This is a genomic window from Micromonospora sp. NPDC023737 (genome assembly GCF_040639715.1).
Taxonomy (GTDB): domain Bacteria; phylum Actinomycetota; class Actinomycetes; order Mycobacteriales; family Micromonosporaceae; genus Micromonospora.
This window is the reverse complement of the sequence record NZ_JBFAAL010000002.1, coordinates 12,397-24,810: the sequence shown is the minus strand read 5'-3', so window position 1 is coordinate 24,810 and position 12,414 is coordinate 12,397. Positions and strand designations below refer to the sequence as shown.

The following is a 12,414-nucleotide window of genomic DNA, read 5'->3' as shown; positions in this document are numbered from 1 at the left end:
TCCTGACGACTACCGGAACCTCAGTGCGGTCGGACCCTGCACCTTCGAGCCGCGGCGCTGCTTGGCCGGCATCGCGGCAAGCTTCTCCCGCAGCTCGACGGCGTAGGCGGCGAGCGCCTCGACCAGGTCGGGAACCGAGGCGTGCTGCGGCTGGACATCGACCCGCAGGCCGAACTCCGTGGCCGTCTCCGCCGTCTTCGGCCCGATCACGGCTACAACGGTACGCGCGTGCGGCTTTCCGGCGATGCCGACCAGGTTCCGGACGGTCGAGGACGAGGTGAAGAGCACCGCGTCGAAACCGCCCGACTTGATCGCGTCGCGGATGTCGGCCGGCGGCGGCGCCGCCCGGACCGTCCGGTACGCGGTCACGTCGTCGACCTCCCAGCCGCGCTCGGTGAGCCCGGCGGCGAGCGTCTCGGTTGCGATGTCGGCACGTGGCAGCAGCACCCGGCCGACCGGGTCGAGTACCTCGTCGTGCGGCGAGAACTCGGCCAGCAGACCCTCGGACGACTGCTCCCCGGACGGGAGCAGCTCCGGCTGGATGCCGAACGCGCGCACCGCCTCCGCGGTCGCCTCGCCGATGCAAGCGATCTTCACGCCACCGAAGTGCCGGGCGTCGAGGCCGTGCTCGGCGAACTTCTCCCAGACCGCGCGGACCGCGTTCACCGAGGTGAACACCACCCAGGCGTACCGGCCGTCGACCAGGCCCTTGACCGCCCGCTCCATCTGGGCCGGGGTACGCGGGGGCTCGACCGCGATGGTCGGCACCTCGCACGGGATCGCCCCGTACGCTCGCAGCCGGGCGCTCATCACGCCGGCCTGCTCCTTCGTACGCGGCACGAGCACCTTCCAGCCGTACAGCGGCCGGTTCTCCCACCAGCTGAGCTTGTCCCGCTCACCGACGCCCTCGCCGAGGGTGAGCACCACCCGGCCGGTGAAGCCGAGCGCGGCCGCGACGAAGCTGTCCACCGTCGAGGTGGTCGTGTACTGCGTCTCCCCGGTGCCGTCGCCGGTCACGCCGACCGCCGTGGTGCCGTCCACCCCTGCCGAGAGCAGGCCGTCCCGGACCGCGGCCAGGTCACCCGCGTCCACGGCGAGCGCGACCGAACCACGGGTGACCGCTGCGGCCAGCGCCTCGAAGTCCAGCGCGCTGACGTCCTCGATGTCGGCCGCGGTGCGTACGCCCGGCAGCGGCACACCCGCGTACGCGGCGACGCCCTCCGCCTGGCCCACACCCGGCACCACCTCGAAGTGGGCGGCGGTACGGGCCACGGCCTGCACCTCCTTGACCACCGAGTCGTGGCCGAACGGGTCGCCGGCGACCAGGTGGACCGCGTTCTGCCCGGCACGGGCCGCGGAGATCAACACCTTGGCCACGTCTCCCGGCGCGCCTTCCGCCGGGGTGAACTCCGCGTCCGCACGCGCGTCGGCGCGTACGGCGGCGAGCAGCGACTCGGGTACTCCCCGGTCGTATACCACCTGGTCGGCGTCGACCAGGGCGTCGTGCGCCCGGCGGGTCAGCAGGCCCGGGTCGCCGGGACCGGCCCCGACGAACGCGATGCGGCCTACGGGCTTACGGGTGCGGGTCATTCTGTGCTCCCAATTTGCTGGGTCCCCGGGCCGGTGTGTCCTTCGTGGCCGAGGATCGTGTCGGCGCCGAGGTCGAGGAGTTCGGCGGCGAGTGCCTTGCCGATCTCCGCCGCATCGGCGGGCGTTCCGGTGCGGGACAGCCGGATCTCACGGGTGCCGTCCGGGCTGATCACCGCCCCGCGCAGATAGATCTCCTCACCGGCGTCGCCCTCGGCGAGTTCGGCGTAGGCGGCGACGGGTGCGCTGCACCCGGCCTCGAGGGTCGCCAGCAACGCCCGTTCCGCGGTGACCGCGGCGCGGGACGGTGCATGGTCGAGTACGGCGAGCAGTTCGATCAGGTCCGGGTCGTCGGCCCGGCACTCCACCGCCAACGCACCCTGGGCGGGCGCGGGCAGCATCAGCATCGGGTCGAGCGTCTCGGTGATCTCCCCGGCCCGCCCGAGTCGGCTGAGACCGGCCCGGGCCAGGACCACCGCGTCGAGGTCGGCGTCGGGGCCGAGCACCCGGCCCAGCCGGGTGTCGACGTTGCCCCGCATCGGGGTGACCTCCAGCTGCATCCCCAACGCGTGCAGCTGGGCCATACGACGCAGCGAGCCGGTGCCGACCGTGGCCCCGGGTGGCAGCTCGGCGAGCGTACGGCCGTTCCGGGCGACCAGCGCGTCGCGCGGGTCCTCCCGGAGCGGCACCGCCGCGATGTGCAGCCCGGGGGCGGTCGCGGTGGGCAGGTCCTTGTAGGAGTGCACCGCGAGGTCGATGGTGCGCGCGGCGAGCGCGTCCCGCAGCGCGGAGACGAAGACGCCGACGCCGAGCCGGCGCACCGGCGCCTTCGAGCGGTCGCCGGCGGTGACCACCTCGACCAGCTCGACCGGGCGACCGGTGGCCGCGGTGAGTGCCTCGGCGACGTGGCCGGACTGGGCCATGGCCAGGGCGCTGCCCCGGGTGCCGAGGCGAAGCGGGGTGATCATCGTTCACCTCCGGTGGACGGGGCGGGGTCGGTCTCCATGACGTCGGGGACGGTGTCGACCGGGGAGGTCTGCGGCACCTCGAGGTCGAACAGCTCGCGGAGCAGGGCCGCGTACTGGTCGCCCCCGGGCTCCGAGGCCAACTGCCGGACGCGGACGGTCGGTTGGTGCAGCAGCCGCTGCACCACCCGGTGCACCGTCCGGGCCACCTCGGCGCGCTGGTCGTCGGTGAAGTCCGGCCGCCGCTGGGCCAGCCGGCGCAGCTCCGCGCTGACCACGTCGTCGGCGCGCCCACGCAGGGCGGCGACGGTGGGTGCGACGTCCGCGCCGCGCAGCCAGTTGAGGAAGCTGTCGACCTCGGTGGTGACGATCTGCTCCACGGCCAGCGCGTCATTGGCGGCGGGACCCTCGGCGAGCAGGGCGGCCATCCGCTCGATGTCGATCACCTCGACCCCGGGCAGCTCGGCCACCCCGACCTCGACGTCACGCGGTACGGCGAGGTCGAGCAGGACCAGCGGCCCCCGCGCGGGGTCCCGGTCGGCCAGCGCCCGAGCCACCACCGGCCGGGTGAGGACCGGTTCGATGGCCGCCGTGGCGGCCACTACGATGTCCACTGTGGAAAGTGCGGCGGTCAGCTCGGCCATCGGGACGGCCGTCGCTCCGTACGACTCGGCTAGCCGGACGGCACGGTCGGCCCCCCGGTTCGTGACGGTGAGCGGCCCCGCACCGAGCCGGGCGAGCGTCGCCATGCCCAGCGAGCCCATCGCACCGGCCCCGACCACCGTGGCGGGGCGGCCGGCGAGGTCACCGTCGAAGTGAGCGGCGGCCAGCTCCAGCGCGGCGGTGACCACGCTCTGCCCGGCGCGATCGATGCCGGTCTCGGCGTGCGCGCGCTTGCCCACCCGCAGCGCCTGCTGCATCAGCTCGTGCAGCAGACGGCCGGCCGAGTCGGCGTCGGTGGCCCAGTGGTACGCGTCCCGGAGCTGACCGAGGATCTGCGCCTCGCCGACCACCATCGAGTCCAGCCCGGTGGCGACCCGGAAGACGTGGTTCACCGCCGCGGCGTCGTAGTGGACGTAGAGGTGGTTGGCGAGCGCCGTCGGCGAGCAGTCGGCCTGCTCGGCGAGGACGGCGCAGATGTCACCGAGACCGCCGTGGAAACCGGACACGGCGGCGTACACCTCCACCCGGTTACAGGTGGAGACCAGCACCGCCTCACTCACGTACGGCTGGGCGACCAGCCGGTCCAGGATGCGGACGAACTCGGCGGGCGGGGCCGCCAGCCGTTCCAGCGTGGCGACCGGGGCGGTGCGGTAGGACGCGCCTACGACGAGGAGTTTCACGTACCTATCGCCTCCTGGGAGTCGCCGCCCGCGAGCCCACCCGGCAGTGCGGTGAGGGCGGACCCGCCGGCGGCGGGCAGCGCGGTCAGCGACGCCTTGCGGTGCTCGTGGAACGACAGAATCTGCAGCTCGATGGCGAGGTCGACCTTGCGTACGTCCACGCCCTCCGGGACCGAGAGTACGCACGGCGCGAAGTTGAGGATGCTCGTCACGCCGACCGCGACCAGTTGATCGGCCACCGGTTGAGCGGCGGCGGCCGGCGTAGCTATCACGCCTATCGCTATCGACTCCTCGGCGGCGACCCGGGACAACTCGTCGACATGCTGCACGACCAGGCCATTTATCTCCTCGCCCACCCGGGCCGGGTCCGCGTCGAAGAGCGCGGCGATCCGGAAGCCCCGGCTGGCGAACCCGTCGTAGCCGGCCAGGGCGTGACCGAGATTACCCACGCCGACCAGGGCGACCGCCCGGCGTTGGGTGAGCCCGAGCACGGACTCGATCTGCCCGATCAGCAGCGCCACGTCGTAGCCGACGCCGCGGGTGCCGTACGAGCCGAGGTGGGAGAGGTCCTTGCGGAGCTTGGCGGAGTTGACCCCGGCGGCGGCGGCCAGCCCCTCGCTGGAGACCGTCTCGTCGCCGCTGTCGGCGAGGTTGTGCAGGGCGCGGAGATACTCCGGGAGCCGCGCGACGGTCGCCTCGGGCAGGTCCGGGAGCGCCGGTACGGCACCGGCGCTACCGGGCGCGCCAGGGTGACGGTGCTGACTCATGAGACTCCGTGCGGTGCGATCCTCGGCCAACTCCGGCGGTCGGCCGCTTCGGGACTCCCGCTGGCGACCGAGGGTGCCGGCTGTGCTAGCAGGGCGCGTCGAAATTACAGAGTAGGCGCTTGTGAAGAGGTGCACAAATCGCGATCTTGTCAGCTCGCGATGCGGCTCCACCTGGCCCTCCATTCCGCAAGATCGATCCGGCGCAGCTGCCGGAACCGCCCGGCGATTATTGCTCAATCCCGACTTCTCTGACCAATCCCGCGCCGTTGCTGCCGCCTATTCGCCCTTTGAATCTGCTCGATCCGGCACTTTTCAGCCGAAACAACGGCGACCACTGATCGAAAAGCCGAAGGTAGGGGAAGCCCTACGGTGCAGAGGGCGGGCTACGGGATGGGCCGGCCACGACGCTCTGCCTAGCCTTTTGACATGACCACCGTCACCGTCGCCGCCAACCAGTCGAAACTGGCGCCGACCGTCACCCGTCAGCTCCTGCTCGACTCCGGCTACGTGCTGCTCGGCCTTCCGCTGGCGCTGGCCAGCTTCGTCGTACTCCTGGCCGGCACGGCGCTCGGCATCGGCCTGATGGTGACGGTGATCGGCCTGCCCGTCCTCGCGGGCACCCTGTACGCCGCCCGGGGCCTGGCCGACATCGAACGGCTACGGCTGCCCTCCGTACTGCACCAGCCCCGGGTACGTCCCCACTACCGGGCGGCGGAACCGGGCGCGAGCGCCTGGCGGCGGATCTTCGTACCGATCGCCGACGCCCAGTCCTGGCTCGATCTGGCGCACGGCATCTTCAAGCTGATCGTCACGCTGACCACCTTCGTGGTGACCGTGGTGTGGTGGGCGGGAGCCGTCGGCGGCACGCTCTACTGGGCGTACGACTGGGCGCTGCCGCGCAGCCCCGACGAAACCGACCTGGCCGAACTGCTCGGCCTGGGAAGCTCCACGCTCAGCCGCGTCGGCCTCTACACCGCCGTCGGCGTCTTCTTCCTGATCACCCTGCCGATCGTGGTCCGCGGCTGCGCCCTGCTGCAGGCCAGCTTCTCCCGGGCGATGCTCACCGGGGTGGCGGAGATGCGCGACCGGATCATCGTGCTCGAGGAGCAGAAGCGGGCCGCGGCCTCCGCCGAGGCGACCGCCCTGCGCCGGCTGGAACGGGACATCCACGACGGCCCCCAACAGCGGCTGGTCCGGTTGGCGATGGATCTCAGCCGGGCCCGGCAGCAGCTCGCCTCCGACCCGGAGGCGGCCGGGCGAACCCTGGACGAGGCCGTCGCGCAGACCCGGGACACGCTGGCCGAGCTGCGGGCTCTCTCCCGGGGCATCGCGCCGCCGATCCTGGTCGACCGCGGCCTGCCCAGCGCCCTGGCCGCGCTCGCCGGGCGCGGGCTGATCCCGATCGAGCTGCGGGTCGATCCGGAACTCGGTACCCCGACCGGCCGGCTCGACCCGGCCCTGGAGAACACGGCGTACTTCGTGGTGGCCGAGTCGCTCACCAACGTCGCCAAGCACAGCCGGGCGACGGAGTGCCAGGTGAGCGTGCAACGGTCGGGCCCGCGGCTCGCGGTGAGCGTGGGCGACGACGGCCAGGGCGGAGCGCACGTGGCGAAGGGCCACGGGCTGGCCGGCATCGCCGACCGGGTCCGGGCCGCGGGCGGCGAACTGGTGGTGGTCAGCCCGCCCGGCGGACCCACCGAGGTCCGCGCCGACCTGCCGCTGTGAGGCCGACGTGATAGACAACAGCACCATGCGCGTGGTGATCGCCGACGATGCCGTCCTGCTCCGGGAGGGGCTGGTGCGGCTGCTGACCGAGACCGGGCACGAGGTGGTGGCCGTCGTGGGTGACGGAGACGCCCTGGTCGAGGCGGTGGTGCGGCACCGGCCGGACGTGTCGATCGTCGACGTGCGGATGCCGCCAACGCACACCGACGAGGGGCTGCGGGCGGCGGTGCAGGCCCGCCAGTTGGTGCCGCGCAGTCCGGTCCTGGTCCTCTCCCAGTACGTGGAGGTGTCGTACGCCGACGACCTGCTGGCCACCACCGGCGGCGCCGGCGGCGGCGGGATCGGCTACCTGCTGAAGGACCGGGTGGCCGCGATCGACGAGTTCCTGGACGGTCTGCGGCGGGTGGCGGCCGGCGGCACGGTGCTCGACCCGGAGGTCGTCGGCCAGCTGTTCGCCCGGCGTCGCCGTGACGACCCGCTGCGCGAGCTGACCCCGCGCGAGCGGGAGGTGCTCGGCCTGATGGCCGAGGGACGCTCCAACACCGCGATCGCACGAACCCTCGTGGTGAGCGACGGAGCGGTGGAGAAGCACGTACGCAACATCTTCACCAAGCTCAACCTGCCACCCGACACCGAGCAGCACCGCCGCGTCCTGGCCGTCCTGGCCTACCTGCGCAACTAGCCGCGGGCAGCGCGCGTCAGGGCAGGGTCCGGGCCAGTTCCGCGGCCTCGGTCAGGGTGTCGGCGACCGGGTGGCCGGAGGCGCGCAGCCGGGCCGGGTCGGTGAAGCCGCCCGTGTAGAGCACCACGCCGGCGCCCACCGCGACGGCGGCGTCCGCGTCGTCGATCGAGTCGCCGACCAGCACCACCGAACTCCCCTCCAGGCCCAGCTCGGCGAGGTGCTTCTGGAGCGACTCGGCCTTGCGGTCGCCGCCGAGCCCGCCGCGGAACCCGTCCACCCGCAGGAAGTTCCCGGTCAGCCCGAAGCCGTGTACCGTCGGCACCAGCTCGTCGTGGAACCACATGGAGAGCAGCGACTGGCTGCCGGGCCACGTCCGCATCGCGGTCCGCGCGTCGGCGGCCAGCTCGCAGGTGGTCAGTCCGTTGCGGTACGCCTCGTGGAAGATCCGGTCCAGCCGGCCGAACGCCTCGTCGTCGACCGCCTGGCCGAGCACGTCGGCGTAGTACTCGGCGACCGGTCGGCGGAACCGAACCCGGTGCTCGTCCGCCGTCACGCTCGGGCCCCCGACGCTGGCGAACGCGGCGTTGGTGGCGGCGACCACCAGGCTGAGGTCGTTGAGCAGGGTGCCGTTCCAGTCCCAGACCAGATGGGGACGTGCAGGGGTCATGTCGCGGAAGGCTACCCGGCCCCGCTCACAGCTGGGGAGTGGTGAGATCCCGCAGCAGCCGATCCTCCTCCACCCGCCAGTAGCCGTGCTCCTTGCCGTCGAGCAGCACCACCGGCAGCCGGTCGCCGTAGTCGCGTTCCAGCTCCAGGTCCTCGGTGACGTCCCACTCGACCCACCGGTCGCCGGTGACCGCGACCACCCGTCCCAACGCGGCGCGCGCCTCCTCGCAGAGGTGGCAGTCGGGTCGGGTGATCAGGGTGAGCCTGGCGTCAGTGGCCATCGGGCACCTCCGTACGCGGGTCGGCCGGAACCGACGGGTCGTCGACCGGCACCGCCGGGGACGGCACCGAGGCGGCCGTGGCGGTCGCCGACCGAAGCTGGGTCTTACGGACCTTACCGATCACCGAGTGCGGCAGGGCGTCGACGAACTCGATGCCGGTCGGGCACTTGAACCGGGCCAGGTTCCGTGCGCAGTGGCCGAGCAACTCCTCCGCCGCCACCGGTGCTCCGGGCGTCCGGACCACGTACGCCCGGACAGTCTCGCCGGTCCGCGGGTGCGGCACACCCAGTACCGCCGACTCGGCCACCCCCGGGTGCCCGTCGAGCACCGACTCCACCTCGCGCGGGTAGACGTTGAAGCCGTTGACCAGGATCAGCTCGCCGAGCCGATCGACCAGGAAGAGGTCGCCGTCCTCGTCCGCGTACGCGACGTCGCCGGTGGACCACCAGCCGGCGGCATCCGGGCCATCCCGTCCGTCCGGCCAGTAACCGGCGAAGACGTTCGCGCCCCGCACGACGATCTGGCCGGGGTCGGTGCCCGGCGCGGCGTCCGAGAGGTCCGGCCCGTCGGGGTCGTCGTCGGGCGCGGGCACCCCGTCGTACCAGAGTTCGGTGCCGTCGGCGCCCACCAGGCGCAGCTCGACACCGGGCAGCGGCCGACCGATCGAGCCGGACTTGGGGCCGCGACCGACCAGGGTGGAGGTGAGCACCGGGGCGGTCTCGGTGAGGCCGTACCCGATGTGCACGGGACATCCGGCGGCGGAGGTGAAGCGGGCCGCCACGGCCGGCTCCAGCGGCGCCGCGCCGCAGACCACCAGCCGGACCGACGCCATCGCCGCGGCCAGCGCGTCGGCGTCCGCCGTGGACCAGGCGAGCACCATCGACGGTACGCCGACCAGCACGGTGACCCGGTGCCGGGCGATCTCGGCGAGCGCCATGTCGGGGCCGAGGTCGTCCACCAGCACACCTGTCGCGCCGTGGTGGATCACCGCGCCGAGCCCCGAGTTGAGCCCGTACGCGTGGAACAGCGGCAGCGCCAGCAGCACTACGTCCTCCGGCCCGACCACCGGTGGCTCGATGCGGCTCACCTGCTCCAGGTTGGCCAGCAGCGCGCCGTGCGACAGCATCGCCCCCTTGGGCCGGCCTGCCGTGCCCGAGGTGTAGAGCAGCACCGCGAGATCGCCACCGCCGCGCACCGGGAGGTCGACGGCATGGTCGCCGCTGCCGGCCGGCGGGCTGGTGTGCACCGCGGTGAGTCCCGGCAGTTCCCCGGCGTACGGAGCGACGAGGTCGCGGACCCGTTCGGTGGCGATGAGCATCGCCGCGCCGGAGTCCGCGAGCACGTGCCGCAGTTCCGGCCCGGTGAGGCCGGCGTTGACCGGCACGGCGACGAGCCCGGCGCGTAGGGTGCCGAGGTAGCTGACCACGAAGTCCGGTGTGTTGGGCAGGGCGATGGCGACTCGGGGCGGCTGCCCGCCCGGGTCCGGTGCGACGGCGGCGATCAGCGCGTGCGCCACTGCGGTCACCGAGGCGTCCAGTTCGGACCAGCTGATCGTCCGGTCGCGCCAGCGCAGCGCGGGTCGGTCACCGTGGGCGATGGCCGCCCGGCGTACCCGGTCGGCGAGGTTCGGGACGGCTCTGTTCACTGCGTCCTGCACGGTGGCTGAGTCTCGCACAGCGGCCGGGCGGCGGCCATGGTCCGGACACGCACCACCCGCCAGGGCGGTCCCGTCAACGGGACGGGGCGCTGTGCCATCGGTGATCCAACCGCGTCTCGTCGATGGGACGCGACACCGCGCGGCAGCCGTCCCGTCGCCGGCGGGTCGGCGAGCCGGCCGACACGCCCGGGTGGCGTCCTATATGACTGCACTGACCTGGAGTTCCACTCCAGACCACCGGAACCATTCAAAGTCAACCGCACACGACGGACAACCGGTCCGCCATGGGTGCGACACGGCGGGAAATACTTCGGCCCTGTGTAACGGACTTGCCACGCGCGGGTGACGTTGGCCCCTATCATCACTCGGGTCGGCTCACCCCATTTGCCGTGAGTCGACACCCCTCAGCCCGAGGAGGCCCCCGTGCCCGTCAGTGCATTGGACCAGCACCTCAAGGGGAACTGCCGCCCGTCGGCACACCCCGGAACCGCCATGTCCGCCCCCGGCGTGCCCGCCGGGCGCGGTCGAGCGGTACGACCGGCACGGCCGATGGCCGGCTGGACGGGAGGCGCGCGATGAGCACCTTCGGCTACACGGAACGCCCGGTCGGCCTGACCGGTCAGGCCACCCGCAGCACGGTGAACGAACGAGCCGCCGCCCGGCAGGGCGGCCACGACGACGGCGCCGCGCTCGCCGTGCAGGGCGAGGGTACCGCCAAGCGGCTGCGTAACCGGCCGCACAACGAGCCGCCGCCCCGCCCCGCGGTACCCGGCGGGAACGCCATGCCGGCCGGTGGCCGGGTCGCCGCACCACCCCGGCCCACCATGCCCGCACAGAGCCGCCGCGTCGACGACGCCCCCGCCGTGGCCGATCCCTCCGCGGGTGAGACGGCCGTGCTGCCCGCCGTGCCGGCGGCCACCGCGCCCACCGGCACCGGCAGCACCACCGGATATCCGAGCCGCCCCGACCCGTCCGACCCGGCGACCGAGGTGTGGACCCTGGTCGAACGGGCGCAGGCCGGTGAGGCCGAAGCGTTCGGCCTCATCTACGACCGGTACGTCGACACGGTCTTCCGCTTCGTCTACTTCCGGGTCGGCAACCGGCAACTGGCCGAGGACCTCACCTCCGACACCTTCCTGCGCGCGCTCAAGCGGATCGGCAGCTTCACCTGGCAGGGCCGCGACCTGGGTGCCTGGCTCGTCACCATCGCCCGAAACCTGGTCGCCGACCATTTCAAGTCCGGTCGTTACCGGCTGGAGGTCACCACGGGCGACGTGCTCGACGCCGACCGCGAGGATCGCGGCCCGGAGGGGAGCCCGGAGGCGGCGGTGGTCGAGCACATCACGAACGTCGCCCTGCTCAGCGCGGTCAAGCAGCTCAACCCGGAGCAGCAGGAGTGCATCGTGCTCCGGTTCCTCCAGGGCTTCTCCGTGGCCGAGACGGCCCGCGCGATGGGCAAGAACGAGGGCGCGATCAAGGCGTTGCAGTACCGCGCCGTGCGTGCCCTGGCCCGCCTCCTGCCCGACGGCTTCCAGGCGTAGTCCAACCGACGGAACCGGCGTGGCGCGATTTCCGATCGCGCAGTACCGAGCCGATTTCGCAAGGTGATTCCGGTCACTTTCTGTGATTTCCGCCCCGCCGGGCCCGTAACCCGTGCCCGGCGCGCTCCGTTTCTCCGGGTGCGACCGGTGGTTGCCCCGGTATCCCCCCGGGCACTCCGAGGTCGGCGGGCGCACCTGCCCACGACCTCATCTCGCGGTGTCACGCTGCCGCCGGTCGTCGCCCATACGGCGGCCGACCGGCCGTGACCAGCGAGAGGAGGTGCCCGCGGTGGACAACGCCTTCTTCTCCCGCCGGCGCGCCGAGCGCTTCGCCCAGCTTCTCGACGAGGCCAACGGCGCCCGGCGGCATCATGTCCGGTCCCGGGTCGACGACGAGCTCGCCCCGCTCGTGGCGGTCGGTCAGCGACTCGTCGCCGAGCGCCCGAAGGTCGACGTGGATCCGGAGTTCCGCACCGGCCTGCGCGCCATGCTGCTGGCCACCGCCGAGCGCGAAGGGCTGGGCACACCGGCCACCGCGACGACCGAGCCGGCCGGCGAGCGCGCCACGGGTGCTCGTGGCTCGCTTCTGCCCTCGGTCACGGCGCGGCGGGCCCGTGCCCGCGGTGCCATCCTGGTCGGCGTGGCGGCCGGCGCCATCGCCGTTTCCGGCATCTCGGCCGCCAGCGAGAACGCGGTGCCGGGCGACGCGCTGTACGGCATGAAGCGCGGGACGGAACGCGCTCAGCTCGCCCTGGCCAGCTCCGACGTCAGCCGCGGCCAACTCTTCCTCGACTTCGCCCGCACCCGGCTCGACGAGGCCGCCGAGCTGCGCGGCGACCACGTCGGCTTCGGCACCGTTCTCGACGACATGGACGCCGACACCCGGCAAGGCGTACGGCTGCTGACCGCCGCCGCCGTGCAGCGCGCCGAGGCGGCGAGCCTGGACGCGGTCAACACGTTCGTGACCGAACAGCGACGCGCGGTCAGCGACCTGCTCGACGGGGCCAACCGCACCAACCGGAGCCGCACCCGTGAGTCGCTGGAGCTGCTCGACAGCGTCCGCGAGCGCTCCGACGCGCTACGCGCCGCGCTCGGCTGTGGTCTCCCCGCGCCGGTGGCCAGTGACAGCCTCGGCCCGGCTCCCGGCACCTGCCCCGCTGACCGCTGACCGACGGGCACCGTCAGAGCTCTGCCCGCCGT

At 73.0% G+C, this 12,414-nt stretch carries 11 protein-coding genes; 4 read left to right on the top strand and 7 right to left on the bottom strand.

Annotation, left to right across the window (positions count from 1 at the left end):
* Positions 1-9: 9 nt before the first annotated feature.
* Genes AB0F98_RS05470 through AB0F98_RS05455 form a run of 4 tightly spaced genes read right to left on the bottom strand, consistent with a single transcriptional unit; the run spans position 10 to position 4,662 of the window.
* Positions 10-1,590, bottom strand: coding sequence for a uroporphyrinogen-III synthase (locus tag AB0F98_RS05470; protein WP_076466773.1), 1,581 nt, complete (start codon positions 1,588-1,590; stop codon positions 10-12).
* Positions 1,587-2,555, bottom strand: coding sequence for a hydroxymethylbilane synthase (gene hemC, locus AB0F98_RS05465; protein ID WP_357729170.1), 969 nt, complete (start codon positions 2,553-2,555; stop codon positions 1,587-1,589). Before hemC ends, AB0F98_RS05470 begins: the two co-directional genes overlap by 4 nt.
* The gene (locus tag AB0F98_RS05460) at positions 2,552-3,895 is read right to left on the bottom strand and encodes a glutamyl-tRNA reductase (protein WP_357729167.1); all 1,344 of its coding nucleotides are present in this window, start codon (positions 3,893-3,895) and stop codon (positions 2,552-2,554) included. The genes hemC and AB0F98_RS05460 overlap by 4 nt, the downstream gene beginning before the upstream one ends.
* Positions 3,892-4,662, bottom strand: coding sequence for a redox-sensing transcriptional repressor Rex (locus tag AB0F98_RS05455; protein ID WP_355142921.1), 771 nt, complete (start codon positions 4,660-4,662; stop codon positions 3,892-3,894). Before AB0F98_RS05455 ends, AB0F98_RS05460 begins: the two co-directional genes overlap by 4 nt.
* 426 nt (positions 4,663-5,088) lie before the next feature.
* On the opposite strand from AB0F98_RS05455, the gene AB0F98_RS05450 reads away from it, so the two are divergent.
* Together AB0F98_RS05450 and AB0F98_RS05445 are read left to right on the top strand one after the other, a co-directional pair.
* Positions 5,089-6,387 (top strand): sensor histidine kinase, encoded by a 1,299-nt coding sequence (locus AB0F98_RS05450; RefSeq protein WP_357729164.1) that lies wholly within the window; start codon positions 5,089-5,091, stop codon positions 6,385-6,387.
* A gap of 25 nt (positions 6,388-6,412) precedes the next feature.
* Positions 6,413-7,069, top strand: coding sequence for a response regulator transcription factor (locus AB0F98_RS05445; protein WP_357729161.1), 657 nt, complete (start codon positions 6,413-6,415; stop codon positions 7,067-7,069).
* Between the two features lie 16 nt (positions 7,070-7,085).
* On the opposite strand, the gene AB0F98_RS05440 is transcribed toward AB0F98_RS05445, so the two are convergent.
* From AB0F98_RS05440 to AB0F98_RS05430, 3 genes are read right to left on the bottom strand one after another with little or no spacing between them, the layout of a single operon-like run.
* A complete protein-coding gene (locus AB0F98_RS05440) occupies positions 7,086-7,736 on the bottom strand; it encodes an HAD hydrolase-like protein (RefSeq protein WP_357729158.1) in 651 nt (216 codons plus the stop codon).
* 25 nt (positions 7,737-7,761) lie between these two features.
* Positions 7,762-8,016, bottom strand: a complete 255-nt coding sequence (locus AB0F98_RS05435; RefSeq protein WP_350784586.1) for a glutaredoxin family protein — start codon at positions 8,014-8,016, stop codon at positions 7,762-7,764.
* Positions 8,006-9,673, bottom strand: a complete 1,668-nt coding sequence (locus AB0F98_RS05430) for an AMP-binding protein (RefSeq protein ID WP_357729153.1) — start codon at positions 9,671-9,673, stop codon at positions 8,006-8,008. Before AB0F98_RS05430 ends, AB0F98_RS05435 begins: the two co-directional genes overlap by 11 nt.
* Positions 9,674-10,248: 575 nt before the next feature.
* On the opposite strand from AB0F98_RS05430, the gene AB0F98_RS05425 reads away from it, so the two are divergent.
* Together AB0F98_RS05425 and AB0F98_RS05420 are read left to right on the top strand one after the other, a co-directional pair.
* Positions 10,249-11,214 (top strand): ECF subfamily RNA polymerase sigma factor, BldN family, encoded by a 966-nt coding sequence (locus AB0F98_RS05425; RefSeq protein ID WP_357729150.1) that lies wholly within the window; start codon positions 10,249-10,251, stop codon positions 11,212-11,214.
* Positions 11,215-11,494: 280 nt separating this feature from the next.
* Entirely contained in the window at positions 11,495-12,382 is an 888-nt protein-coding gene (locus AB0F98_RS05420; protein WP_357729147.1) for a DUF5667 domain-containing protein, read from the top strand.
* Positions 12,383-12,414 lie beyond the last annotated feature (32 nt).

What these genes read in the sequence shown, in the direction of transcription:
- AB0F98_RS05470 (WP_076466773.1), bottom strand. Translation starts at nt 1,590, where the DNA reads ATGACCCGCACCCGTAAGCCCGTAGGCCGCATCGCGTTCGTCGGGGCC.
- hemC (WP_357729170.1), bottom strand. Translation starts at nt 2,555, where the DNA reads ATGATCACCCCGCTTCGCCTCGGCACCCGGGGCAGCGCCCTGGCCATG.
- AB0F98_RS05455 (WP_355142921.1), bottom strand. Translation starts at nt 4,662, where the DNA reads ATGAGTCAGCACCGTCACCCTGGCGCGCCCGGTAGCGCCGGTGCCGTA.
- AB0F98_RS05450 (WP_357729164.1), top strand. Translation starts at nt 5,089, where the DNA reads ATGACCACCGTCACCGTCGCCGCCAACCAGTCGAAACTGGCGCCGACC.
- AB0F98_RS05445 (WP_357729161.1), top strand. Translation starts at nt 6,413, where the DNA reads ATGCGCGTGGTGATCGCCGACGATGCCGTCCTGCTCCGGGAGGGGCTG.
- AB0F98_RS05440 (WP_357729158.1), bottom strand. Translation starts at nt 7,736, where the DNA reads ATGACCCCTGCACGTCCCCATCTGGTCTGGGACTGGAACGGCACCCTG.
- AB0F98_RS05435 (WP_350784586.1), bottom strand. Translation starts at nt 8,016, where the DNA reads ATGGCCACTGACGCCAGGCTCACCCTGATCACCCGACCCGACTGCCAC.
- AB0F98_RS05425 (WP_357729150.1), top strand. Translation starts at nt 10,249, where the DNA reads ATGAGCACCTTCGGCTACACGGAACGCCCGGTCGGCCTGACCGGTCAG.